Here is a 24,062-nt window from a genome sequence, read left to right as displayed (position 1 = left end):
TCCTTGTGGCGGGGGGACTTCCGGGCTATAAGGCGGCACATTTTTGGCCGCCCCCGCACGCTTCCGGTTGTCGTGCGGCAGGCCGCCTTTTTTACCCGGCGGTTACATGTCCATTCGGAATATCGCGATCATCGCCCATGTCGACCATGGGAAGACGACGCTGGTCGATCAGTTGCTTCGCCAGTCCGGCACCTTCCGCGAGAACCAGCAGCTCGTCGAACGGGTCATGGACTCGAACGACCTCGAGAAGGAGCGCGGCATCACCATTCTCGCCAAGCCGACAAGCGTCGACTGGGTGCAGGACGGCGTGCACACGCGCATCAACATCATCGATACGCCTGGCCATGCCGACTTCGGCGGCGAGGTGGAACGCATCCTCTCGATGGTGGACGGCGTCGTGCTGCTGGTGGACGCGGCCGAAGGCCCGCTGCCGCAGACGAAATTCGTGACCTCGAAGGCGCTGGCGCTGGGGCTGCGCCCCATCGTGCTCATCAACAAGGTGGACCGCCCCGACGGCCGCCCCGAGGAAGTCCATATCGAAGCCTTCGACCTTTTCGCGGCCCTTGGCGCGACGGACGAACAGCTCGACTTCCCCTGCATCTTCGCCTCCGCCCGCCAGGGCTGGGCGACCGAGGACCTGAACGCGCCGGACGCGAAGGACAACGGCCTGAAGCCGCTCTTCGCGAAGATCCTGACGCATTTCCACGCTCCCGCCGCGCTGACGGACGGCTCGCAGAACGAGCCCTTCGCGATGCTGGTGACGACCATCGAAAGCGACCCCTATCTCGGCCGCATCCTGACCGGCAAGATCGAGAAAGGCACGGTCAAGACCAACATGAACGTGCAGGTGCTGCGCACGGAAAGCGGCGTCGTCGAAAAGGGCCGCATCAGCAAGGTGCTCGCCTTCCGCGGCATCCAGCGCATTCCCGTCGAGGAAGCAAGCGCGGGCGACATCGTCGCGATCGCCGGCCTGACGCAGGGCACCGTCGCCGACACGATCTGCGACGCTTCCGTGACGGAGCCGCTGAAGGCGCTGCCGATCGATCCGCCGACGCTCTCCATCACCGTTTCGATCAACGACAGCCCGCTGGCGGGCCGCGAAGGCAGCAAGGTCCAGTCGCGCGTGATCCGCGACCGCCTGATGCGCGAGGCGGAATCGAACGTCGCCATCCGCGTGAGCGACAGCGAAGGCGGCGACGCCTTCGACGTTGCCGGACGCGGCGAATTGCAGCTCGGCGTGCTCATCGAACAGATGCGCCGCGAAGGCTTCGAACTCGGCATCTCGCGCCCGCGCGTGCTCTACCGCGAAGACGCGGACGGCAAGCGCCTCGAACCCGTCGAGGAAGCGACCATCGACGTGGACGACGAGTTTACCGGCGTCGTCATCGAGAAGATGTCGAGCCGCAAGGGCGAACTCGTCGACATGCGCCCGACCGGCGCCGGCAAGACGCGCATCATCTTCCATTGCCCGTCGCGCGGCCTCATCGGCTATCACGGCGAATTCCTCACCGACACGCGCGGCACGGGCGTCATGAACCGCATCTTCCACGCCTACGAGCCCTATCGCGGTGAAATCGAGGGACGGCGCAACGGCGTGCTGATCTCGACAGGCGACGGCGACGCGGTGCCCTACGGCCTCTGGTACATCGAGGAACGCGGCACGCTCTTCATCTCGCCCGGCGAGAAGGTCTATCGCGGCATGATCATCGGCGAGAATGCGCGCCCCGACGATCTCGACGTGAACCCGCTGAAGGCGAAGCAGCTCACCAACATCCGCACGACGTCGAAGGACGAAGCCGTCCGCCTGACGCCGCCCCGGCCGCTGACGCTCGAACAGGCGATTGCCTATATCGAGGGCGACGAGCTGGTGGAAGTGACGCCGAAGTCGATCCGCCTGCGCAAACGCTGGCTCGACCCGAACGACCGCAAGCGTTACGCGCGCGCGGGGTAAGGCGCCTCGCCGCAACCAATCAAATCAAATGTGTCATGGCCCGCTTTATGCGGGCCATGACGTCTCTGGATTGAGTTCGCTCACCTCGCATTTGCCTCGCCTCTCCCCCGATGCCACTCTCTCCCGAAAGAAACCGAGGGAGGAGTGAACAATGGCGGGCAATCCCGAATGGCTGGCAAAGGTGAGGGAAGAGGCGCTGGAGCCGGCGCTTCCCATCATCGACCCGCATCACCACCTCTGGGACCATCCGGGCTCGCGCTATGAACTCGACGAGCTGACGGCGGATGTCGCGCAGGGCCACAACATCCGCGCGACCGTCTTTGTCGAGTGCAAGTCGATGTATCGCGCGGGCGGCCCCGACGCGCTGAAGCCCGTCGGTGAGACGGAATATGTGAACGGCATCGCCGCCAAATCGGCGAGCGGTCAATATGGCGAGACGCGCGTGGCGGCGGCGATCGTCGGCTTTGCCGATTTGCGCCTCGGCAATGCGGTGGACGAGGTGCTGGAGGCGCATATGGCCGTGGCGCCGGAGCGCTTCCGCGGCATCCGCCATGCCTCGGCCTTCGACGACAGCCCGGATGTGCGCGCCTCGCATACGCTGCCGCCGAAGGGGCTGCTGGGCCTGCCCGCATTCCGCGAGGGCTATGCGCGGCTGGCGAAATACGGGCTCAGCTTCGACGCCTGGCTCTATCACACGCAAATTCCCGAGCTGACGGCGCTGGCGCGCGCGCATCCCGAAACGACGATCGTCTTCGATCATTTCGGCGGGCCCATCGGCATCGGACCATACGAGGGCAAGCGGGCCGAGATTTTCACGCAATGGAAAAAGGACGTGGCGGAACTCGCTTCCTGCCCGAACGTGGTGGCGAAGCTCGGCGGCATCAACATGGCGGTGAACGGCTTCGGCTGGCACAAGCGCGACCTCCCCCCGACCTCGGACGAACTCGTGGCAGCGACGCGCGACTGGTATCTCCATTCCATCGACGTCTTCGGGCCGGAGCGCTGCATGTTCGAGAGAAACTTCCCCGTGGACAAGCTCTCCTGCTCCTACGGCGTCTTGTGGAACGCCTTCAAGAAGATCGCGAAGGACATGAGCGCGGCGGAAAAGGCAGCGTTGTTTCACGATACGGCGGCGCGGGTTTATCGGCTGGCCTGAATGTTTTCTTCATACGTCATTGCGATGCCCGCAGGGCCGAAGCAATCCAGGGGCCGCCTGCTCCGTATCTGACGCCCTGGATTGCTTCGTCGCGGCATAGCCGCTCCTCGCAATGACGCTTGAGGGGGATTGCCCAAACCCGCTAGAAAGAACGCTCATCACCGAAAGTCTTGTCCATGCTCTCTCCCCAGAAAATCGACGAACTCGCGACATTCGCGCTCGAACTGGCGGACGCGGCGGCCGCCGTGACGCTGCCGCATTTCCGCTCGGGCCTCGCGGTCGATCACAAGGACGGGCATTTCAAGTTCGATCCGGTGACGGCGGCGGACCGCGACGGCGAAGCGGCGATCCGCAAGCTCATCATGGAGCGCTATCCCGATCACGGCATCCTGGGCGAGGAGCACGGGCAACATGCCGGCACCAGCGGGCTTACCTGGGTGCTCGATCCCATCGACGGCACGCGGAGCTTCATCTCGGGCGTACCGCTCTGGGGCACGCTGATCGCGCTGAACGACGGCACGCGCCCCGTGATCGGCCTGATGGACCAGCCCTATATCGGCGAACGCTTCATCGGCAGGCCGGGCGGCAGCGAGCTGATCGGACCGCAAGGCACCATGCCGATCAGGACGAGCACCTGCACGAAGCTCGAGGACGCGCTGCTCGGCAATACCGATCCCGGCATGTTCAAGGTGGACGCGGAGAAGGCGGCCTTTCGCGACCTCTCCTCGAAGGTGAAGCTCAGGCGCTTCGGCGGCGACTGCTATTTCTACTGTCTCGTCGCGGCGGGGACGCTCGACCTCGTGGTCGAGTCGAGCCTGCAGCCCTACGACATCCAGGCGCTCATCCCCGTGATCGAGAATGCCGGCGGCGTGGTGACGAACTGGACGGGCGGCGATCCGCAAATGGGCGGACAAGTGGTGGCGGCGGCGACGCCGGAACTGCACGAGGCGGCGCTGAAGATTTTGAGGGGCGCGGCGCAAGGCTGAAGTCTCTTCTCACCCTCCCCGAGGGGAGGGTGGGATATTTTACTGTGCCGAGATTCCCATGAACCTGTCGAAGGCTTGCCAGAAGGCGGCGCGGGCGGGATCGCGTTCGATCAGGATTTCGTGTTTCGCATCCGCGATGGGGACGAGGTCGCAGGCGGGTAGATGGGTCGCCGCGTGGCGAAGTGCCGAAGCCGCGATGAGCGCATCGCGTTCAGCCTGGCAAATGAGGATCGGCGCTTTTATATCCGCGAGATATAAGGGCGCCGACGTCGCGTCGATGGAGCGGAAGGCGGCGCGGAGCCAGCCGACCGTGGCGCCGCCGAGACCGAGCTTCGGCTCCGCCCGGACGAGAGATTGCAGCAGCGCATAGCGTTTTTCGTCGCTGGTCAGAATATTTTCCTCGAAGGGCGTTTCGTCGGCCGCCTTCGGCTTTCCGCCCGGCACATAACGCCCGGCAAGACCCGCCGCATGAAGCGCGGCGACAAGGGCGCGGATGGCGCGCTCGGCCGTGCGGCTGAAACGCAGTCCGAGCATCGGCGCGGAGAAGGCAAGGCGCGAGAACCATTCCGGGTGGTCATGCGCGGCACGGATGAGGATTTGTCCGCCCATCGAATGGGCGAGCGCAACCCAGGGCTTCGGAAAGGCCGGCGCGACTTCCGACATGAGGAGTGCAAGGTCGCCATCGAAGGTGGCGAAATCGTCGATATGGCCCTTGCGTCCGTCAGGGAGCATGCGGTCCGACAGGCCCTGCCCACGCCAGTCGAAACTGACGACGGCAAAGCCGCGCTCGCGCAACTCGCCCACGGTCTCGAAATATTTCTCGACGAATTCCGTGCGGCCGCCGAAGAGAAAGACGGTGCCCCGCCCCTCCCGCGCGCCCGGCCAAGTGAAGACGCGAAGCCGCACGCCCTCATTCGTGAGAAGCCAGCGCGCCTCGCCGCCTTCGGGCATCGGATTGCCGGGCACGAGAACAATGGGCGCCGTCATTCGCGGAACCCGTCTTCGGTCGCATTCGACTGGCGCAGCATGATCGGCCGCAACAGGCCGACGACATGGACATCGCCGACGATGCGGATGCGGCCCTGCCGGAATGCCTCGTTCCGGTCGGCGCGTTGCTGGAAAATCGCGAGGTTGAGAACCGGATCGATATGGACCGTGCAATCCGCCGGTTCGTCGCGGCGATGGACCTCGTTCGGCGTCTTCGTGCCGTCGATGAAGATCACGCCCGCGCCTTCATGCGCGAATTTGAGCTTCGCGCCGAGCGAGACATCGGGCGTGAGCGCGGCACGGATCAGCGCCTCGATCTCGTCTTCCGCTTGTGCAGCGAGGCTGGTAGGCACCGCCTGCTTTTTCTTTTCCGCCATATGCGCTTCTTCCCGTTTTCTTTTCCGCAGCATATCACCCTCCGCAGGGCGCCCAACAGAGCTTTGGCGCCGGGGGGATTTCCTTTAGGGTTTCGGGGCTTCGCGAGACGGGGAGGACCGCCGGCAGATGAGCTGGGAAAAGGAAACGGACGAAATCAGGCGCCGCCGCGCGCTGGCCAGGCGCCAGGGCGGCGAGGAGGCCGTAAAGCGGCAGCACGAGAAAGGCCGCCTGACCGTGCGCGAACGCATCGCCGCGCTGGCCGACAAGGGCAGTTTCCGCGAACTCGGCGAAGGCGCGGGCGTGCCTCATTTCGACGAGGAGGGCAATCTCGTCGATTTCGAGCCGGCGAATTACGTGCTCGGCTTCGCGACCGTGAACGGGCGGCGCGTGGCGATCGGCGGCGAGGATTTCACGCTGAAGGGCGGTTCGCCCAACCCGGCGGGCCTGCGCAAGAGCATCTATGCCGAGGAACTGGCCCTCACCTACAAGGTGCCGCTGGTGCGGCTTCACGAAGGCGGCGGCGGCAGCGTGGCGGGCTCCGCCGGCAAGGGGAAGGCCCGGCCGCTCGGCGATCCCGTCTTCGCCGAACCGCGCTTCCGCTCCATCGGGCAGGTGCTGGGCGAAGTGCCGGTGGCGACGGCGGCACTCGGGCCCGTGGCGGGAATGCCGGCGGCCCGTCTCGTCGCCTCGCATTTCTCGGTGATGGTGGAAGATGCGCAGGTGCTGATCGCGGGGCCGAAGATCGTTGCCCGCGCGCTCGACGAGAACCTCACCAAGGAGGAACTTGGCGGATCGGACGTACATTCGCGCTCCGGCGTCATCGACAATGTGACGAAGACGGAAGACGATGCGCTGGCGGAGATCGCGCGCTTTCTCTCCTACCTCCCCGACAATGTCTGGCAATTGCCGCCGCGCATCGACTGCACCGACCCCCGCGACCGCGCCGAGGAAGCGCTGCGCGACATCGTGCCGAGGGAACGCCGCAAGCCCTTCAACATGCGGAAAATCCTGAAGGCGGTGATGGACGAAGGCAGCTTCTTCGAAATGACGAAGCGCTTCGGCCCATCGCTCATCACGGGGCTCGCGCGGCTCAACGGCATCGGCGTCGGCGTGATCGCGAACGACTGCAGTTTCTATGCAGGCGCGATGACCGCGGCGGCGGCGCAGAAACTCCGGCGCTTCTCCGACATGTGCAACACGTTCCACCTGCCGATCGTTTCCTTTGTGGACGAGCCGGGCTTCATGATCGGTTCGGCATCCGAAAAGGCGGCGACCATCCGCCACGGCACGTCCGCCATCGCCGCCGTGATGCAGAGCCGCGTGCCCTGGGCGAGCGTGATTGTGCACAAGGTATTCGGCGTGGCGGGCGCGGCACATTTCGGACCGGACGGCTTCGTGCTGTCATGGCCGAGCGCGGTGACGGGTGCGCTTCCCGTCGAAGGCGGCGTCGCGGTCGCCTTCGCGCGGCAGATCGCGGAAGCGGCGGACCCGGATGCGTTGCGCGCCGAACTGGAGGAAAAGCTCGCCGCCGGGCAATCGCCCTTTCCGCGCGCCGAAGGCTTTTCCGTGCATGAACTGATCGACCCGCGCGAAACGCGCGCACGGCTTTGCGACTGGCTCGACTGGGTGGAACCGCGCCGCGCCGTGGCGCTCGGTCCCTTCATGACGACGATGCGGCCCTGACGCCGCCGACGAATTCAGAACAGGCAGGAGAACCTGCCGACAAATGGGAGACGTGCATGTCCTGGGAGAAGGAAATCGAGGAGCTTCGCCTGCGCGAGGCGCTGGCGAAGAAGATGGGCGGCGAGGAGAAAGTCGCGCGGCAGAAGGAAAACGGCCGCCTGACGGTGCGCGAACGCATCGACCGGCTGCTGGACGAAGGGAGCTTTCACGAGATCGGCGCGACGGCCGGCAAGGCGACGTATGACGCCGACGGAAATCTCACTGGTTTCATGCCCGCGAACTTCGTGATGGGCCGTGGAAAGATCGACGGCCGCACGGTGGTCGTCGGCGGTGACGACTTCACGGTGCGCGGCGGCGCCTCCGACGCATCGATCCGCGAAAAGCAGATCATGGCCGAGCAGATGGCGAATGAGTTGCGCCTGCCGCTGGTGCGCCTGATCGAAGGCACGGGCGGCGGCGGCTCGGTGAAATCGCTGGACGACATGGGCTTCACCTATGTGCCGGCCAATCCCGGCTGGGAATGGGTGGTGGACAATCTCTCGCAGGTGCCGGTGGTGGCGCTCGCGCTCGGCCCCGTGGCGGGGCTCGGCGCGGCGCGCGCCGTGACGAGCCACTTTTCCGTGATGGTGAAGGAAGTGTCGCAGATGTTCATCGCGGGGCCGCCCGTGGTGAACCGGCTCGGCGGCGAGCAGTTCACCAAGGAAAGCCTCGGCGGCAGCGACATCCATGCGCGCGCGGGCGCCGTCGACGTGATCGTGAAATCGGAGGACGAAGCTTTCGACGTAGCGCGGAAGTTCCTCTCCTACCTGCCCTCTTCCGTGCATGAGCTGCCGCCGCGCGGCGAAGCCACCGACGATGTGAACCGCAAGGAGGAGATGCTGATCGAGTCGGTGCCGCATGACCGCCGCAAGGTCTACAAGATGCGGAAGATCGTGGAGGCGGTGGTCGACGCGGGCTCGTTCATGGAAATGGGCAAGCTGCATGGCCGCTCCGTCATCACGGGGCTCGCACGGTTCGACGGCTGGCCGGTCGCCATCATGGCGTCGGACCCGAACATCTATGGCGGCGCATGGACGGCGGAAGCCTCGCACAAGATCACGCGCTTCGTGGACCTCGCCGAGACGTTCCATTTGCCGGTAGTCCACTTCGTTGACATTCCGGGCTTCCTTGTCGGCATCGACTCCGAAAAGGCAGGCACCATCCGCCACGGCGCGAAGGCGCTGGCGGCGGTCTACCAGGCGAGCGTGCCGTGGTGTTCGATCGTGGTGCGCAAGGCCTTCGGCGTCGCCGGCGCGGCGCATATGAATGCGAACCGGCTGCATTACCGCTACGCCTGGCCGTCCGGCGACTGGGGCTCGCTGCCGCTCGAAGGCGGCATCGAGGCGGCTTTCAAGGCGGACCTCGAAAAATCGGACGACCCGGCGGCGCTGCTCGCCGAAATCAACGAGCGCATGAACCGCATCCGCTCGCCTTTCCGCTCGGCGGAGCATTTCAACATCGAGGAAATCATCGACCCGCGCGACACGCGGCCGCTGCTTTGCGAATTCGCCAATCTCGCGGCGCCGCTCCGCACGCCGGGACGCGCGCGCATTCCCTATCGCCCGTAAGACAGAGAGGCCCCGCCGGGGCGGGGCCTCTCCTTCTCCCCTCTCCCTCGATCAATAGGTCGAGAAAAGGATCGCGCCGGTGATGGCGCTGATGCCGAGCCACACCGCCACATTGTGCCGGTCGCGGGCGCGCACGCGGTAGTAATCGCCGTAATAGGGATGGCCGGTGTAGTAAACCGGCGGTCCGAACGAGTGGTAGTGATACCGCACCACATAAGGCTGCCAATAGGCCCATGGCCGGGGCGCGGGGTGATAGTGGTGGTGGACGACCGGCGGCGGCCGGTAATAGTGGCGCGGCGGAGGGGGCTTGTGGTGGTAGCGCGGCCCGCCATGATGACCGTGATAGCCGCCATGCCCGTGCTTGCCGCCTGCGAGCTGAAGCTGGACACCGCCTTGCACGCCGACAGCCGGAGCGATCGTCGCCGCTTGCGCCGCGACGGGCACCGCGAGGCCGAGGGATGTGGCAAGGCCGGCCAGAACAAGGAACCGTTTCATCGCACTGTCCTTCAAGTAACCATTCCGATTTGTGCCCCGAAAAACAAGAATGAACCGCCGCAACTGAATGGCGAATGGCGGCTCCGTTCATCTGGCATTCATGTTGAAGGGCGGAAACCCGCCATTCCGAAAGGCGAAAGGCCCCGCCCGAAGGCGGAGCCCTGCCATGCTTTCCGTAACCGCAGCCGCTCAGTAGCGCGCGTCGAGCACCTTGCCCGTGAAGGCGCAGACCGAGAGGTTGACCGGGCGGCCGCGCCCGTCCCGGGCCCTCACCGCATAGTAGTCGTCATAGGCGACGATGTTGGAGAAGCCCGAATATTTCTGCTGCGTCAGGCCCTTCTGCCAGTAGCCGAAGTCGCGATATTCGGCGCGGGCGTAGGACGGGCCGTTATAGCCGGGCGCGTTGCGCGTGGAGAGGACCTGGCCGTTGCGGGCGGCGGCGCGGATCATGACCGGATTGCCGCGCCGGTCGAGACCGCGCACCTGATAGATGCCCTTTTCTTCCTTGAGGCTCACGAGGTCGAAGCTGTGATAGCCCTTGTTCCGCAGCGTATTGAGCAGCGGCGTGATGCTCATCGCGCGGGCATCGTAGCGGGGCTTGTAGTTCTGGACCGTGATACCGCCGACGGCGCCGGTGGCGGCGCTGGCCTTCGCGGTCACGACGAAGCCGCGCTGCGTCACGCCTTCGAATTCGTAGAAGCGCTTGTCGCGGCTGAGCTTGATGTCGGTAACGGTGGCACCGGACTTGCGCTCGAGTTCGCGCACGACATTGGTGAGTGGCATGATCCGGCCCTGATGCACGCGGTAGTCGCTGTAGTCGGCGCCGTAGCGCCAGGCCGGCGAGGAAACGGCGGCGGGAACAGCCTTGGCGGTGCCGACATTGATGGTGATGCCGGAACGGACATCCGCCTGCGCCGCGACGGGCACGGCGAAAAGAGCGAAGGCCAGTCCGGTGAGTGCGAGTGCCTTTTTCATGATCTGTCTCCTTGGCAAAAGGACCGGCTTTCCGATCCTTGAGACGGAGAATGACGCGGCGCGGCTGAACCGAGGCTGGAACCTCCGTTCACAAACGGTTCATTTGGAGAAAATTCGTCAGCCGCCGAGAAAAAGCCGCCCGACATCGGGATTTTCGAGCAGCGTGGCGCCCTCGCCCGCCAGCGCGACCCGGCCCGCGACCAGCACATAGCCTATGTCGGCGAAGTCGAGCCCGCGCCGGGCATTCTGCTCGACCATCAGGATCGTCTTGCCCTGCTGCTGCTGCAGCTCGCGCAGAATGTCGAACACCATATCGATCATGCGCGGTTCGAGGCCGATGCTGGGCTCGTCGACCAGCAGCACCTGCGGCTCCATGATGAGCGCACGGCTGATTTCGAGAAGACGGCGCTCGCCGCCGGACAGAACGCCCGCGCGCTCGCGGCGGCGCGTCGCGAGGCGGTCGTAATGCGCGAAGACGCGCTCCGCCGCCTCGTGAGCCTTCGCATTATCGGCGAGAAGATAACCGCCCATCAACAGGTTCTCCTCCACCGTCATGTCGGGGAAGACCGAGTTGTCCTGCAGGATATAGGCGATGCCTGCATCGCGGAGCTTTTCGCTCGGCGTGAGCTTCGTCACGTCGCGGCCGGAGGCGAGGATGCGGCCCGAGAGGATTTTCGTGAAACCGAAGATCGAATGGAGGATCGTTGATTTGCCGGCACCGTTCGGCCCGACGAGGCAGAGGCTCTGCCCTTTGCCGACCGCGAGGTCGATGCCGTGCAGGATTTCCATGGCGCCGTAGCCGGCATGCAGGCCCTCGATGACGACGGAGGGCTCGCCCTTCGCCAATGAAAGTATTTCCTCGCGCGGTACGGCGCGTGCCATCGCTTCGGCTTCGCGCGCGACATCGCCGACCGAAAGAACGGTGCCGACCGTACCTTCGCCATAGCCGCCCGCGAGGCTTTTCGGTTCGTCCGCCATCACGCCGCTCCGAGATAGGCGTCGAGCACGCGCCTGTCGTCGCGGATTTCGTCCGGTGTGCCCTCGGAGAGGACACGGCCATGCGCGAGACAGGTGATGCGATGGGCGAGGTTCATGATGACGCGCATATTGTGCTCGATGACGAGGAGCGTCACGCCGAGCTCGGTATTGGCGCGGCGGAGCCTGTCGATAAGGCCGTTGATGAGCGTCGGGTTGATGCCGGCCGTCGGTTCGTCGAGAAGCAGGAGCTTCGGCTCGTTCATCAGCGCCATGGCGAATTCGAGAAGCTTCTGCTGGCCGAAGCTGAGACGGCCCGCCCGCTCGGCGCGCTTCTCGTGAAGGCCTACAAAGGCGAGAAGATCGTCGCCGCGCCGCGTCGTCGCGGCCGGCACGGGACGGAGCAGCGCGACAAGGCCGCCATGTGCTTCGCGCGCGCTGATCGCCATATTCTCGGCGCAGGTCATGTCGTCATAGATGCGCGTCTGCTGCCAGGTGCGGATGAGGCCGCGCCGCGCGATGGGCGCGGTGCGAAGATGCGCAATCGGCTGGCCCTCGAATAAAATATCGCCGCCGTCGACGGCATGCGTGCCGGTGATGCAGCCGAAGAGAGTGGTCTTGCCCGAACCGTTCGGTCCGATGAGACCCGCGATCTCGCCCTTCTCGACGCGGAGCGAGACGCTTTCGTTCGCGACCACGCCGCCGAACCGCTTGGTGACGCCACGAACTTCGAGAAGGGCGCTCATGCCGCCGTCCCCCGCCGCTCGCGCCTTTCAGCCAGCCAGCCCATGATGCCCTGCGGAAAGAAGACGACGATGACAACGATGAGAAGCCCGAGCGCCACGCGCTGCCAGCCGAGAAGATAGGTCCAGAAGAGTTCCTGCGTGACATGGAACACGAAGGCGCCGAGGACCGGACCCCAGAGCGTGCCCTTGCCGCCGAGGATGGCCATCAGAACCATCCAGACGCCGAATGTCGCGCCCGCGAAGGCGACGTCGCGCGGGTCGATGAAGCCGATCATGTTGGCGGCAAGGCCGCCCGAAATGCCGAGGAAGAAGGCCGACACACTCCACGCGAAAATCTTGATCCGCGTCGTGCGAAGCCCCATCGCATCCGCCTTGTCCTGATCGTCGCGAATGGCGTTGAGCGCGAGGCCGAAGCGCGTGCCGTAGAGCCAGCGGCAGGTGAGAAAGCAGAGGGCGGCGAGCGCGAACAGCGAATAGCAGAAGAAGAATTCGCGCGAGCCGAGATCACCGGGATAAAGCGGCAGCGCGAGGCCAGAACCCGCGCCGACATAGCGCCAGCCGCTGGCGATCTCCCCCGCCGCGATGCCGAGACCGAGCGTGCCGATGGCGAAATAATGCCCGCGGATGCCGAGCAGGGCAGCGCCGAACACGATCGCGGCGAGAACGGCAAGCACCGCGCCAACCGCAAGGCCGAGCGCCAGCCCCTCAAAATAGGGAAGCCCCGCATCGCGCTGCAGAACGGCGGCGGCGTAGCAGCCGATACCGAAGAAGACGATGTTGCCGAACGAGTTGTAGCCCATGCGGCCGCCCAGCATGTCCCATGTGAGCGCGAAGACGACCATGAGCCAGAGAAAGGCAAGCTGCGTGACGAGACCGGGCAGGAGAAAGGGTGCCGCGATGCCGAAGAGCGCCAGCGCGGCCATGATGTGCCAGTCGTTGACGCGGCTCATTGGAGATGGCTCCGCTTGCGCGCCGCGCGCGCATTGCGCCAGACGAGAATGGCTACCATCAGCGCGAAGACGAAGGCGATCTGGAATTCGACGCCGAAGATGAAGCCCGCCGCATTTTCAAGCGCGCCGAGGCCGAGACCCGCCGCAATCACCCCCGCGACATTGCCGACGCCGGCGACGACCACCACCATGAAGGAGCGAACGGTATAAGGGAGCCCGACATAGGGATGGATGGTCCAGGCCATGACGGCAAGGCTGCCCGCCGCGCCGCACAGCGCCGCATTGAGCGCATAGGTCATGGCGTAGACGCGGTCCGTGTCGATGCCGAGGATACGCGCGGCACGCGGGTTCTGCGCGGTTGCGCGGATGGCCTGGCCGAGCCGCGCATGACGGAGGAAGAGCCAGAGCACGGCCCCCGCGACCAGCGCCAGACCGAAGGCGAGGATCTTGATCCAGGCGAGCGTGACCGTGCCGCCGAGCAGATGGAGCGAACCGAGTTCGGCATCGACCGTGCGCACCTCCGAGCCGAAAAGCAAATTCGCAAGCTGCTGGATCAGGATCGAAAGGCCGAAGGTGGCGAGGATGGAAATGAAGATGTCCTTGTCCACCACGCGGAAGATGACGGCACGGTAGATGAGCCAGCCGACGCAGAACATGACGACGGCCGAGACAGGCAGGCCAAGAAGTGGCGGCATGCCCGACTGGACGAGCAGGAATGTCACATAGCCGCCCAACACCACAAGTTCGCCCTGCACGACATTGACGATATTGAGCACGCCCCAGACCAGTGCCATGCCGTAGGCGGCAAGCGCGAAGATCGCACCGATGAGCAGCCCGTTCAGAATGACGTCGATGGCAAGCGGCGGGTACTGAAAGAAAAGCAGCAGATTATCGAGCACGAATTTCTGTTCCCGCAGTTTAGCGTGCCGACCAGGACGGTGTCGGCCAGCGGACTTCCGCCTCGGCGAAGGCTTGCGGATAGACGACGACATATTTGCCGTCCTGCACCTGGAAGAGCACCGTCGGCTTCGACATATTCTTGCCCGTCTCGTCGAACTTCACGGGCCCGTAGAATGTCTTGATGTCAGTCTCGGCGAGCGCGTCGCGCACGGCATCCGGCTCGAGCGAGCCCGCGCGCTCGAAGGCGTCCGCGAAGACCTGCACGGCGGCACTCGACTCCGCTGCCTGATAGGGCGCGGCGTGGCCGTAGGTCTCCTCATAGAGGGTAGCGTAGTCGGCGGCGCTGCCGAAAAGCGCGTCGGAATATTTCAGCGTCGAGGCCCATTGCGCGGCGCACAGCGTGTATTCCGCGATCTTCCCGAACTTCTCGGCAATCTGGGCGCTGTCGCAATGCGTGATCGCGAGCATGGGCACGTCGACGCGCTGGTCGGCAAGCTGGCGGACGACAAGCGCCGCGCCCTTGTCGTGGCCGGAGACGAGCAGCAGGTCGGGTTTCAGCACCTTCGCCTTGGAGAGCGTTGCCGACATGTCGTTGAGTTCCGGCGGCAGCTTGTCGTCGATCACGATCTTCATGCCGAATTTCGCGGCATCTTCCATGACGCCCTCGCGAACATCCTGCGAGAAGGGATCGTTCTCGAAGGCCATGGCGACGCGGAGCTTCGAGGGGTCCTCGTTCACGTTCGCGGCAAGCTCGACCGCGCCGCGCAGATACTGGTCGGTGGTGGAGAGGACGGCGAAGAGATAGCGATAGCCCTTGCGGAAGAGCGAGACGGCGGCACCGTTCGCCTCGACCATCGGCACGCCATATTTCTCGGTCACTGGCGCAATCGCTTCGGTGAGACCGGAGGAATAGGGCCCGAGGAGATATTTGACGCCATCCTGCTGGATCAGCCGCTCGACAAGCTGGGCGCCGCGCGCGGGCGTCGACTCGTCGTCGTAGTAGACAACCTCGAGCTTGTAGGTCTTGCCGGCGACCGTGACGCCGCCCTCCTCGTTGATGCGCTTGACGGCGAGGTCGTAGCCGTTGCGCGTGAAGGCGCCGTTAGAGGAATATTTTCCTGTCAGGGAGACCGCTGCGCCGAGCCGGATGGTGCCCGCCTCGTCCGCCGAGGCCGCGCCGGCCCAGACGAGCGCCACGCCCAGAAACAGGCCGGTAACGAAGCCTTTCATCATCTCCCCCTCGCTGAGAAATCCGCATTCGCGAGACCTTATACCCATCTTGAAGGGGTCGTGGGAAATTCCCAAATATCATTCGCCGGACGCCGGGATACCGGGTCGGCATGGACAAGGCGGCTACCGGCCGGATGGCGGTGGAGCCCCGCCTTGAAGATGACCAACATCGCTTCAAGAAGGATGTAGCTATGCGCAGTTTCGACTTTTCTCCCCTTTACCGCTCGACCGTCGGCTTCGACCAGCTTCAGTCGCTGCTCGATTCCGTCACCCGCGAGGCGGGCCCGACCTACCCGCCCTACAACATCGAGCGGACCAGCGAAAACGACTACCGGATCACCCTCGCCGTGGCCGGCTTCGGCCAGGACGACCTCGAGCTTGAGGTGAAGCAGAACGTGCTCACCATCAGCGGCAAACGCGTCGAGCCCGAGGAGGGCAACTACCTTCATCGCGGCATCGCCGGCCGCAGCTTCGAGCGCCGCTTCCAGCTCGCCGACCATGTGGAGGTGAAAGGCGCCCATCTCGAAAACGGGCTCCTTCATGTGGACCTCGTGCGCCGCGTACCCGAGGAACTGAAACCGCGCCGGATCGAGATTTCCGCGCCGGCGAAGGGTGCGAAGACGCTGGAAGGCAACCTGGCAACCGCCGCGGACTGATCCGCTAACAATGCAGTCATGAACGCGAGGGGCGCCCCTAGGGCGCCCCCTTTTGCGTGTGAACCTCAGTCGAGTTTCAGCCGCGTCTCGACCAGCGTCGGATCGCCCTCGATGCGATAGCGCGTGAAGCCGAGGTCGTCGCACATGCTGAGCATGCTGCGGTTTTCCCGCAGCACGTGCCCGAAGATCTCGCCCACGCCTCGCTGACGGCCATAGCCGATCAGCTTTTGCATCAGGGAATAACCGAGCCCGTGACCGTGAAGGTCGCTGCGGACGAGAATGGCGAATTCCGCGCGTTCCCTGTCCGGGTCCTCCGACAGGCGCCCGACGGCGGCCGCCTCTTTCAGCGTGTCGTCGGTGAAGACGATGAAGGCCATCTCGCGGTCGTAGTCGATCTGCGTGAGGCGCGCGGCAAGCTGGCGCGGCAGCTTGCGGAGCGGCGAGAGAAAACGGAGGCGTATGTCCTCTGCATCCGTATGTTCGAGAAGATCGTCGATCAGGGCCGCGTCCTCCGGCCGGATCGGGCGGAGCGGATAGGCACGACCCTCGCGGTCGGCGAGGCTCGCTTCAAGCGAAGTGGGGTAAGGCCGGATCGCGAAGCGCGAGGTGCCCTTGCCCTTTGCCGGAAGGATGCGGACCCGCGCGTCGAGCGCGATGACACCATTCTCGTCCGCCCACAGGGGATTGATGTCGAGCTCCGCGACCTCCGGATGATCGGCGGCGAGATCGCCGAGCGCCATGAGCACCGACACGATGGCGTTTCCATCGGCGGGCGGACGGCCGCGATACCCGTCCAGCAGGCGCGAAACGCGGGTGCGGGAAATCAGGTCTTCGGCAAGAACACGGTTGAGCGGCGGCAATGCCATCGCCTTGTCGCGAACAACCTCGACCGCCGTACCGCCCTGCCCAAAGAGGATGACCGGCCCGAAAGTCGCGTCGTCGACGATGCCCAGAATGAGCTCGAAAGCATCCGGCTTCCTGACCATCTGCTGTACGGTGAACCCTTCGATCTCGGCACCCGGACAAAACCGCGCCACGCGCGAAAGCATCCGCGAGGCGGCTTCCGACACGGCCTCCGCATTGTCCAGACCGAGCGCCACACCGCCGACATCGCTCTTGTGCGTGATGTCCGGCGAAAGAATCTTGAGCGCGACCGGATAGCCGATCTCGTCGGCAACCTTTGCCGCCTCGGAGGCGGATGCGACGATCCGCGTATCGACCACGGGAACGCCATAGGCGGCGAGGAGGTGCTTCGCCTCCGCCTCGCTCAGCCATTCGCGGTTCTCGGCGAGCGCCGTTTCGACGAGGCGCCGCGCGGCCTCGCGATCGTGCTGCGGTTCCGCCGGGCCGGCGGCCGGAATTTCGAGCAGCAGCCGCTGATTGCGCTCGTGCCGGACATGCAGCATGAAGGCCCGCACAGCGCTTGTCGGCGTGTCGTAGGTCGGAATGCGATGCGTCTGAAATGCCTCCCGCGCGGCGCGCGCGCCCTTGTCGCCCAGCCAGTTGGTGAAGACGGGTTTGCTCGACGCTTCCGCCGCGTCGATGACGGCGTGGGCGGCAGAGAGATTGTTCACGACGGCGGTCGGGCAATTCATCACGAGAACGGCGTCCGTTCCCTTGTCCTTCAGAAGCGCTTCCATCGCATGGGCATACCGCTCCGCGCCCGCGTCGCCGATAATGTCGACGGGATTGGCGCGGCTCCATGTGCGCGGCAGAACGGCGTCGAGCGTGGCAATCGTCTCCGCCGCGATCTCGGCGAGACGTCCCCCCTCGTCGATCAGGAAATCGGTGGCGAGGACGCCGACGCCGCCACCATTGGTGAGAATGCCGAGCCGGTCGCCGAGGATCGGACGGCGTTCCGACCGGGCGGAGAGCGTTTCGACGGCGTCGAACAGGTCCTCGATCCCGTCCTCGCGCAACATGCCTGCACGCCGGAAGGCCGCCTGGTAGACGGCATCCGATCCCGCAAGCGCGCCGGTATGCGACGCCGCAGCGCGCGCCCCCGCCTCATGGCGGCCGGACTTGATGACGATGACCGGTTTCAGCCGCGATGCCTGACGCCCGGCGGACATGAACTTCCGCGCGTCCCGGACAGATTCGATATAGAGCAGAATGCTTTTCGTTTGCGGGTCGGCGGCGAGAAAATCGAGCATGTCGCCGAAATCGACATCCGACATGCCGCCGAGCGAGGCGATATGCGAGAAGCCGATGCCCCGGCTCGTCGCCCAGTCGAGCACGGCGGTGACAACGGCGCCCGATTGCGAGACGAAGGCGACATTGCCCTTCTCCGGCTGCACGTGACCGAATGAGGCGTTGAGGCCGTTGCCCGGCGTCATGATGCCGAGACAGTTCGGCCCCGCGATGCGCAGCAGATGCGGCCTGGCCGCTTCAAGCATTTGCGTCTGCAGGGCGCGGCCTTCCTCACCGAGTTCACCGAAACCCGCCGTGATCACGACGGCAGCCTTCGTTCCCCGCGCGCCGAGTTCCGAGATGAGCCCGGGCACCGTCTGCGGCGGCGTGGCGACGACGGCAAGGTCAGGCACGCCGGGGAGGCTCGCCACATCGCTATAGACCTCCGTTTCACCGATCCGGTCACCGCGGGGATTGACAGCCCATACCGGACCCGGCAGCCCCGCGCCGAGGAGGTTCTTGAGGAGCACGTTGCCGACGGAGCCTTCCCGCCCGCTTGCCCCGATGAGGGCGACAGAGCGGGGGGCATACATACGGTCTAGATTTCGGATCGACATTCAGCTTCCTCGGTTACCTGTGGACCGGAAGAGGGGGGCGCCGCCGGCCGGCCCAGCCTACGCGGCATTCATTGCGTTCACATGGCCGCCCATCGCCGCACCCGCTCCCGACCACGCAACGCATTGAAAATCATGGAAAAACTTCATGCAAGTCCGGACGGATGGAACCCGGCTTAGGCACCTCTTAACCCCCCTCCTGCTATGAAAGACAGCTCATCCGAAGGGATGGGGGGGGGACCGGTGGGTCCAACGGATTTTTGCTGACCGGACCCGGTCCGGCGGGAACGACGGGGACATGCGCGGACACGCCTATGCCAGCTTCGACTATCGCCGTCTTCGCTCGTTTATCGGGCCGACGGCGCGCGACGTTGCGCTGAAAATGCTCGCCGTTCTGGTGGTCCTCACCAGCATCCAGTCCGTTGTCGACTACTACCAGCTTCGGAGCGTGATGCTGGAAAGCGTCGAGCAGCGGGCCGCCGGCATCGCCGACCATCTCGCGATGCGATCGCATCTCGACGGCGACTTCACGGTCGGCGAAGCGAGCCAGGCCGTATCGCGCGAGGCGCTCTGGCATCAGGATTTGCTGGCGGTATACCTGATCGACGACGCCGGTCGCGTGATCGAGGGCGAAGAGACCGCCCGCATCCCGGACACGGCTGCCTTTATCGACACGCCGGAAGTCCGCACCGCAATCAATGCGAGCTTCATCCTGAAGCGGCCTCAAGGCTTCGAAATGAAATTCCGCGGCCATGACGGCTGGGTCTATGTCGCGGCGATACCGGGCACGGCACTTGGCACCTTGACCTTTGTCGACTTGCGTCCCTTGCGGGCCGACCTTGCCGCTTCGACCATCTCTTCCACGTTCCGCAGGATGGTGACGACCGTCATCCTGCTCGGCGCCCTCTTCATCGTTCTCCATGCCGCCGTGATCGGCCCCATCCAGCGGCTCGCAAGCGCCGTCCGGGAAAGCGCAGGTGGGCATTTCGAGCCGCCGCATGAAATCCCCAAAGGTGAACTTGACGACCTCGCCCAGCTCTTCGGCCAGGTCTTCGGCAGGCTGCAACACAGTCTGCGCGAAAACGAGCAGCTTGCTCTCGTCGCCAACGGCACCGATGCCGGTGTCCTGATTACCGACCGCACGGGCCGTATCGTCTGGGCAAATGCCGGCTATCTTCGCATGACCGCATTCGACCGCGAGGACATCGAAGGACGGCTGCCGCGCGACATCCTTACCCGGCACGCCGGTGTCGGCTCCCTGAAAATCCTTGCGGAAAGCGCCGCCGACGGCGAGGCGCGCAACGTCGAGATGATCGGGCTCACCAAACAGGGCAAGCAGTATTGGGCCTCGATCGAGGTGCGCCCGATCCGCGATACGCGTGGCGCGATCCGCAACTACATCGTTGTCGAAACGGACGTCAGCAATGCGAAGCAGACGGAAATAAAGCTGAAGCGCAGCCAACTCGAACTGCAGGATCGCGTGCTCGACCTTCAGCACACATCGCTGCAGCTCGAGCAGGAGCGCGCGAAGCTCGCCCGGACGGCGCACGATCTTTCTGTGGCGAAGGAAGCGGCGGAGAACGCCAACCGCGCGAAATCCACCTTCCTCGCCACAATGAGCCACGAGTTGCGCACGCCGATGAACGGCGTTCTTGGCATGGCGGATCTCCTTCTCTCAGGCGGCCTGACCCCGGAACAGCGCGACCGCGTGTCGACGATCCGTGAATCCGGCGAATGCCTGCTCACGATCCTTAACGACATTCTCGACCTCTCGAAGCTCGAAGCCGGGCGGCTTGAACTCGAACCGGAACCGACATCGCCGAGGAGCATCCTCGAAACCGTGGTCGAGGTCCTGCGTCCGAATGCGGTGGAAAAGGGTCTCGTCCTGACGAAGAGCGAGTATGGCGATATCCCGCAGCGTATCGTCGGCGATCCGACACGCCTTCGCCAGATTCTGTTCAACCTCATCGGCAACGCGATCAAGTTCACACCGAAAGGCGAAGTGAACGTCTCGTTGACCGCACACGCCCGCACCGAGCCCGGCGTGATGGACCTCGTCTTCATGGTACGCGACACCGGCATCGGCATTCCCGAAGCCATGCTGTCGCGACTCTTCACTCGCTTCCAGCAGGCAGATTCCTCGATCTCCCGCACCTATGGCGGCACCGGCCTCGGCCTCGCGATCACCCGCGAGCTGACGACGCTGATGAACGGCACCATCGACGTCGAGAGCACGGAAGGCGAAGGCAGCAGCTTCACTGTGCGCCTTCCCGTCCGCATCGTCGCAGGCACCGCGCCGGAAGAAGAGCCGGTGGCGGCCGAGACATCCCCGCCGCCCGGAATGACGGGATCACTGAGAGTGTTGCTCGCCGAAGACCAGCCCGTGAATCAAAAACTCATGTCCGCGGTGATGGAGCGGCTGGGCCACGAGCTGACCATTGCCGAAAATGGCGTCGAGGTGATCCGTAAACTGCGCGAGGGAAGCTTCGACATCATCCTGATGGACATTCAGATGCCGGTGATGGACGGCATCCAGGCGACAAAAGTGATCCGAGCTTTCGACGAACCCTGGCACAGGATTCCAATCGTGGCCCTGACCGCGCATGCGATGGAAGGACACTGCGAACTCTATATGGCGGCCGGCATGAACGGCTTCGTCTCCAAGCCGTTCAAGATCGACGTGCTGGTGGCCGAGATGGCGCGTGCCGTCGGCGAAGCCGCCAAGCCCGTGGCTACACCTGAACCGAAAGCCGCCGTGTCGGCACCGCAGGCTTCTCAGGCCGACGACGCGCTTGCGGGAATGCTGGAAGAACTGGAACGGCTGGCCGGATAGGCGGGACGTCAGTCGTCGTCGCCGGTCAGGATACGAAGTTTTTCGACGATCCGCGCACCCGTTTCGCCGCCGTCCCCGGAAATATTGTTGTCCGAGACAGTCTTCAGCATACGGATGTGCATCTGGAGGATATTGAGTTCTTCGGGTGCGACGCGCGGAGCGCTGCGAAGATAACGGCAAAAGGAAGCGCCGATATCGGTAACGAGATCGTAGCCGAAGGAACCGCCCTGCCCCTTGATATTGTGGGCGATGCTGTGAAGCTCATCGAGAATGCCTTCGACCGGCGCTCCGGCCTCCAGTCGCGACCAGACTTCACAAAGCGTATCGACATCCTTGGCAAGCTGCTGACGATAGGTATCGCGAAGCGCCTCCACAGCCGCTTCCGCCTGCGCGATCAGGTTCTCGAACTCCGACGCTTTTTCGTCCTTCGGAATCATATTCCACCCGATACCTGAACCGGCTCGATGCCCTCCAGCCAGCGTAATCGCGGGGGATTAACGAACGCTGAAACCTCAACCGGCGGCCAGGTCCAGAAAACGGTCGATCTCGGCGGCAGTCGTCTGGAACGAGGTGACGAGGCGGACGGTACGGGCCTGCTCATCGTCACCCGGCATCGGCCAGGGATGAAACCGCGCCCCTCCCTCCCGCAGGCGCTTGATGAGGGCGACGGGCAGCCGGACGAACACCTCATTCGCCTGCGGCGTCAGGTGAATATCTATTCCGGCGATCCCGGCAAGGCCTGACGCGAGCCGCGCCGCCATCGCGTTTGCATGAGCGGCAAGCCGGAGCCACAAGCCGTCCGTCAGATAGGCTTCGAGCTGGGCCGAGAGGAACCGCATCTTGGAGAGAAGGTGCCCGGCTCGCTTCCGGCGGAAGGAAAGATCCTTCGCCAGCTCCGGGTCGAAAACGAGGACGGCCTCGGCGGCAAGCGCACCGTTCTTGGTGGCTCCGAACGACATGATGTCTATGCCTGCCTTCCATGTGACGGCCGCCGGCGGGACATCAAGCGCGGTAAGCGCGTTCGCAAAGCGCGCGCCGTCCATATGGACATGAAGGCCACGGCCGCGCGCGACTTCGACAAGCGCTTCTATTTCCGAGACCGAATAGACACTTCCCATCTCCGTCGATTGCGTGATCGTGAGCGCCGATGGCTGGACATGGTGGACGACGCCGGCAGGCAGAGACGCGAGTGCGGCGGCAAGCGCGCGCGGATCGATCTTCGCCGCCGCTCCGCCGACAGGTACGAGCTTTGCGCCGCCGGAAAACATTTCCGGCGCGCCGCATTCATCGACATGGACATGAGCGAGTTCGTGGCACATGACCGCACCGTGAGAGGGCGTGAGCGCCGCGAGCGCGAGCGCATTGGCCGCCGTTCCCGTTACCACCGGAAAGACGGCCACCTCGCACTCGAACAACTCCGAAAAGCGGCGCGTCAACCGCGCCGTCACCTCGTCGGCGCCGTAAGAGGCCGCCGTACCGCCATTGGCCCGCGTCAGCGCATCCAGAATTTCAGGCGCGGCGCCCGCCGCATTGTCGCTCGTGAAGTCCATCGCCATCCTCGCTTTGCGCGCGAGTATTCACGAATATGCGGTATCTGTCAGGCGACGGCTTCGACACGCTCCGGTTTTCCCGACCAGAACCAGGCCATGCTGGGCCGCGACAGCCCAAGCATCATGCCGCCCAGCGTCGCCGGATGCAGCCAGAGCTGATCGGACGGGAGGTGCGGCGCGCGCCCTTCCGGCCGGTCGAGCGTGAAGCCGGCGCCAGCCGCAGTGGCGCGATCGGCAATCAGGTTGATCTCCGATGTTTCGGCAAAGGCCATATAGAGGCTCTGCCCGAACTTGCGGAAGTAACGCTCCATCGTCGTGCCCGGCGTCGTCGGCTCGATGACTTCGAGCCGGTCGAGCTTGTCCTTTTTGAACAGTGTCAGCGTGCCTCGATAGCCGAACTTCTCGGAAACGATCTCGGTATAGTTGCTGCCGTCGAGGCCGAAAAGCTCATTGAGCTGCCGTGCGACGCCGGGCGTATCGGCCGAAAGGAGCGTCGTCTCATAAAGAAAGTCGACATGGCCGACAGGCTTCAGCGGCTGGTCCTTGCTGAGTACGACGCGAAGCCCCTCAATGCCGGTATCGGCGACGTCGAGATGAAGCTGGCCCCCCTCGCTGAGCGGTGCGATGCCCTTGCCGCGAAGACGGGCTTCCAGCCCCGCGAGGTCCGGGCTTGCCGCGCCCGCCGCATAAAGATGCGCGCCACGACGCGATACGGCATCCGCAATGCGCCCCGTGCCGTCCGGCGCCAGCAATTCGATGGCCCCCGTACCGATCCGCAGCGTCAGCCGCTGCGCACCGAGACCGGCCACCTTGTCCCGGCCTGCAGGCTCCGCGCCCAGAATATCGATCCAGCCCCGCGCCGCCGCATCGGCATCCGGCACAGCAAGCTGCACCCTGTCTATTCTGCTCAGCATTCGCCTCTCCCGCTTGTTCTTGCCGGGAAAGCATGTCAGAGACGGACCCACGACGGAACCGCCTGAAATATTCCATAATTATTGAAAAGATCGGCTGCCGTCTATAGGTCAGCAATCCTGTCTTATTTACTTGATTCAGGGGGCTAGGTTTGGCATGATCCGGCAGCCGGGAAAGCGTGACTTTTCAGGTGCGAACGGTCGACCGAAAACGATGGTCTGCCGGCCTCAGTAAAAGCCTCCGCTCCGGGCAATAGGGAGCGCCCAGCAGAAAGCTCCGTCTGAGATGGCGGCACACTGCAAGGGCATGCAAGAGCGCCATTCGTCGGGTCTGACGGCGGCGCCCGGG

20 protein-coding genes are annotated in these 24,062 nt (G+C 64.7%); 7 read left to right on the top strand and 13 right to left on the bottom strand.

Annotated features, from left to right (window positions below):
* Positions 1-106: 106 nt before the first annotated feature.
* The 3 genes from typA (at position 107) to hisN (ending at position 4,093) form a co-directional block, all read left to right on the top strand.
* Positions 107-1,951 (top strand): translational GTPase TypA, encoded by a 1,845-nt coding sequence (typA, locus tag Q8S60_RS17680; RefSeq protein WP_305278392.1) that lies wholly within the window; start codon positions 107-109, stop codon positions 1,949-1,951.
* A gap of 151 nt (positions 1,952-2,102) precedes the next feature.
* On the top strand, positions 2,103-3,107 hold the full coding sequence (locus tag Q8S60_RS17675; RefSeq protein ID WP_305668753.1) for an amidohydrolase: 1,005 nt from the start codon (positions 2,103-2,105) through the stop codon (positions 3,105-3,107).
* 176 nt (positions 3,108-3,283) lie between these two features.
* A complete protein-coding gene (gene hisN / locus Q8S60_RS17670) occupies positions 3,284-4,093 on the top strand; it encodes a histidinol-phosphatase (RefSeq protein WP_305278394.1) in 810 nt (269 codons plus the stop codon).
* Between the two features lie 39 nt (positions 4,094-4,132).
* On the opposite strand, the gene Q8S60_RS17665 is transcribed toward hisN, so the two are convergent.
* Both Q8S60_RS17665 and Q8S60_RS17660 read right to left on the bottom strand, forming a co-directional pair.
* Complete coding sequence (locus Q8S60_RS17665) at positions 4,133-5,080, bottom strand: alpha/beta hydrolase (RefSeq protein WP_305278395.1); 948 nt, start codon at positions 5,078-5,080, stop codon at positions 4,133-4,135.
* Positions 5,077-5,457: an SCP2 sterol-binding domain-containing protein gene (locus Q8S60_RS17660; RefSeq protein WP_305278396.1), complete on the bottom strand. Its 381-nt coding sequence runs from the start codon at positions 5,455-5,457 to the stop codon at positions 5,077-5,079. The genes Q8S60_RS17665 and Q8S60_RS17660 overlap by 4 nt, the downstream gene beginning before the upstream one ends.
* A gap of 127 nt (positions 5,458-5,584) precedes the next feature.
* On the opposite strand from Q8S60_RS17660, the gene Q8S60_RS17655 reads away from it, so the two are divergent.
* Positions 5,585-7,141, top strand: a complete 1,557-nt coding sequence (locus Q8S60_RS17655; RefSeq protein WP_305668752.1) for an acyl-CoA carboxylase subunit beta — start codon at positions 5,585-5,587, stop codon at positions 7,139-7,141.
* A gap of 56 nt (positions 7,142-7,197) precedes the next feature.
* A complete protein-coding gene (locus Q8S60_RS17650; protein ID WP_305278398.1) occupies positions 7,198-8,748 on the top strand; it encodes an acyl-CoA carboxylase subunit beta in 1,551 nt (516 codons plus the stop codon).
* A gap of 51 nt (positions 8,749-8,799) precedes the next feature.
* Here the strand turns inward: Q8S60_RS17650 and Q8S60_RS17645 are convergent, their stop codons facing one another.
* From Q8S60_RS17645 to Q8S60_RS17615, 7 genes are all read right to left on the bottom strand, one after another.
* On the bottom strand, positions 8,800-9,243 hold the full coding sequence (locus Q8S60_RS17645; RefSeq protein WP_305278399.1) for a hypothetical protein: 444 nt from the start codon (positions 9,241-9,243) through the stop codon (positions 8,800-8,802).
* Positions 9,244-9,432: 189 nt separating this feature from the next.
* Positions 9,433-10,218, bottom strand: coding sequence for a PepSY domain-containing protein (locus tag Q8S60_RS17640; RefSeq protein WP_305278400.1), 786 nt, complete (start codon positions 10,216-10,218; stop codon positions 9,433-9,435).
* 117 nt (positions 10,219-10,335) lie between these two features.
* The gene (locus tag Q8S60_RS17635) at positions 10,336-11,196 is read right to left on the bottom strand and encodes an ABC transporter ATP-binding protein (RefSeq protein ID WP_305278401.1); all 861 of its coding nucleotides are present in this window, start codon (positions 11,194-11,196) and stop codon (positions 10,336-10,338) included.
* Positions 11,196-11,939 carry an ABC transporter ATP-binding protein gene (locus tag Q8S60_RS17630; protein ID WP_305278402.1) on the bottom strand — a complete coding sequence of 248 codons (744 nt, stop codon included), beginning with the start codon at positions 11,937-11,939 and terminating at the stop codon, positions 11,196-11,198. Before Q8S60_RS17630 ends, Q8S60_RS17635 begins: the two co-directional genes overlap by 1 nt.
* Complete coding sequence (locus tag Q8S60_RS17625) at positions 11,936-12,889, bottom strand: branched-chain amino acid ABC transporter permease (RefSeq protein ID WP_305278403.1); 954 nt, start codon at positions 12,887-12,889, stop codon at positions 11,936-11,938. Before Q8S60_RS17625 ends, Q8S60_RS17630 begins: the two co-directional genes overlap by 4 nt.
* A complete protein-coding gene (locus Q8S60_RS17620) occupies positions 12,886-13,788 on the bottom strand; it encodes a branched-chain amino acid ABC transporter permease (RefSeq protein WP_305278404.1) in 903 nt (300 codons plus the stop codon). The genes Q8S60_RS17625 and Q8S60_RS17620 overlap by 4 nt, the downstream gene beginning before the upstream one ends.
* A 19-nt stretch (positions 13,789-13,807) precedes the next feature.
* A complete protein-coding gene (locus Q8S60_RS17615) occupies positions 13,808-15,022 on the bottom strand; it encodes an amino acid ABC transporter substrate-binding protein (RefSeq protein ID WP_305278405.1) in 1,215 nt (404 codons plus the stop codon).
* A gap of 188 nt (positions 15,023-15,210) precedes the next feature.
* Here Q8S60_RS17615 and Q8S60_RS17610 point away from each other — a divergent pair, with 188 nt between their 5' ends.
* Positions 15,211-15,675: an Hsp20 family protein gene (locus Q8S60_RS17610; RefSeq protein WP_305278571.1), complete on the top strand. Its 465-nt coding sequence runs from the start codon at positions 15,211-15,213 to the stop codon at positions 15,673-15,675.
* Positions 15,676-15,740: 65 nt separating this feature from the next.
* On the opposite strand, the gene Q8S60_RS17605 is transcribed toward Q8S60_RS17610, so the two are convergent.
* Positions 15,741-18,422 carry a bifunctional acetate--CoA ligase family protein/GNAT family N-acetyltransferase gene (locus Q8S60_RS17605; RefSeq protein ID WP_305278406.1) on the bottom strand — a complete coding sequence of 894 codons (2,682 nt, stop codon included), beginning with the start codon at positions 18,420-18,422 and terminating at the stop codon, positions 15,741-15,743.
* Between the two features lie 295 nt (positions 18,423-18,717).
* On the opposite strand from Q8S60_RS17605, the gene Q8S60_RS17600 reads away from it, so the two are divergent.
* Positions 18,718-21,252 (top strand): PAS domain-containing hybrid sensor histidine kinase/response regulator, encoded by a 2,535-nt coding sequence (locus tag Q8S60_RS17600; protein WP_305278407.1) that lies wholly within the window; start codon positions 18,718-18,720, stop codon positions 21,250-21,252.
* Between the two features lie 8 nt (positions 21,253-21,260).
* On the opposite strand, the gene Q8S60_RS17595 is transcribed toward Q8S60_RS17600, so the two are convergent.
* The 3 genes from Q8S60_RS17595 to Q8S60_RS17585 all read right to left on the bottom strand — a co-directional run bounded on the left by Q8S60_RS17595 (position 21,261) and on the right by Q8S60_RS17585 (position 23,716).
* Complete coding sequence (locus Q8S60_RS17595; protein WP_305278408.1) at positions 21,261-21,689, bottom strand: Hpt domain-containing protein; 429 nt, start codon at positions 21,687-21,689, stop codon at positions 21,261-21,263.
* 75 nt (positions 21,690-21,764) lie between these two features.
* On the bottom strand, positions 21,765-22,802 hold the full coding sequence (locus tag Q8S60_RS17590) for a low specificity L-threonine aldolase (RefSeq protein ID WP_305278409.1): 1,038 nt from the start codon (positions 22,800-22,802) through the stop codon (positions 21,765-21,767).
* Between the two features lie 47 nt (positions 22,803-22,849).
* A complete protein-coding gene (locus Q8S60_RS17585) occupies positions 22,850-23,716 on the bottom strand; it encodes a hypothetical protein (protein WP_305278410.1) in 867 nt (288 codons plus the stop codon).
* Positions 23,717-24,062: the final 346 nt, after the last annotated feature.

This window comes from Parvibaculum sp., assembly GCF_030694575.1.
Lineage (GTDB): Bacteria > Pseudomonadota > Alphaproteobacteria > Parvibaculales > Parvibaculaceae > Parvibaculum.
Note: the sequence above shows the minus strand (reverse complement) of the source record. Positions and strands in the feature narration are given on the sequence as shown.

Bases quoted from the DNA above. Each gene is read 5' to 3' on its own strand.
- Q8S60_RS17660 (WP_305278396.1), bottom strand. From the start codon at position 5,457: ATGGCGGAAAAGAAAAAGCAGGCGGTGCCTACCAGCCTCGCTGCACAA.
- Q8S60_RS17665 (WP_305278395.1), bottom strand. From the start codon at position 5,080: ATGACGGCGCCCATTGTTCTCGTGCCCGGCAATCCGATGCCCGAAGGC.
- Q8S60_RS17675 (WP_305668753.1), top strand. From the start codon at position 2,103: ATGGCGGGCAATCCCGAATGGCTGGCAAAGGTGAGGGAAGAGGCGCTG.
- Q8S60_RS17630 (WP_305278402.1), bottom strand. From the start codon at position 11,939: ATGAGCGCCCTTCTCGAAGTTCGTGGCGTCACCAAGCGGTTCGGCGGC.
- Q8S60_RS17590 (WP_305278409.1), bottom strand. From the start codon at position 22,802: ATGGACTTCACGAGCGACAATGCGGCGGGCGCCGCGCCTGAAATTCTG.
- Q8S60_RS17650 (WP_305278398.1), top strand. From the start codon at position 7,198: ATGTCCTGGGAGAAGGAAATCGAGGAGCTTCGCCTGCGCGAGGCGCTG.
- Q8S60_RS17600 (WP_305278407.1), top strand. From the start codon at position 18,718: ATGCGCGGACACGCCTATGCCAGCTTCGACTATCGCCGTCTTCGCTCG.
- Q8S60_RS17655 (WP_305668752.1), top strand. From the start codon at position 5,585: ATGAGCTGGGAAAAGGAAACGGACGAAATCAGGCGCCGCCGCGCGCTG.
- Q8S60_RS17605 (WP_305278406.1), bottom strand. From the start codon at position 18,422: ATGTCGATCCGAAATCTAGACCGTATGTATGCCCCCCGCTCTGTCGCC.
- Q8S60_RS17635 (WP_305278401.1), bottom strand. From the start codon at position 11,196: ATGGCGGACGAACCGAAAAGCCTCGCGGGCGGCTATGGCGAAGGTACG.
- Q8S60_RS17625 (WP_305278403.1), bottom strand. From the start codon at position 12,889: ATGAGCCGCGTCAACGACTGGCACATCATGGCCGCGCTGGCGCTCTTC.
- Q8S60_RS17640 (WP_305278400.1), bottom strand. From the start codon at position 10,218: ATGAAAAAGGCACTCGCACTCACCGGACTGGCCTTCGCTCTTTTCGCC.
- Q8S60_RS17615 (WP_305278405.1), bottom strand. From the start codon at position 15,022: ATGATGAAAGGCTTCGTTACCGGCCTGTTTCTGGGCGTGGCGCTCGTC.
- Q8S60_RS17645 (WP_305278399.1), bottom strand. From the start codon at position 9,243: ATGAAACGGTTCCTTGTTCTGGCCGGCCTTGCCACATCCCTCGGCCTC.
- hisN (WP_305278394.1), top strand. From the start codon at position 3,284: ATGCTCTCTCCCCAGAAAATCGACGAACTCGCGACATTCGCGCTCGAA.
- Q8S60_RS17610 (WP_305278571.1), top strand. From the start codon at position 15,211: ATGCGCAGTTTCGACTTTTCTCCCCTTTACCGCTCGACCGTCGGCTTC.
- Q8S60_RS17595 (WP_305278408.1), bottom strand. From the start codon at position 21,689: ATGATTCCGAAGGACGAAAAAGCGTCGGAGTTCGAGAACCTGATCGCG.
- Q8S60_RS17585 (WP_305278410.1), bottom strand. From the start codon at position 23,716: ATGCTGAGCAGAATAGACAGGGTGCAGCTTGCTGTGCCGGATGCCGAT.
- typA (WP_305278392.1), top strand. From the start codon at position 107: ATGTCCATTCGGAATATCGCGATCATCGCCCATGTCGACCATGGGAAG.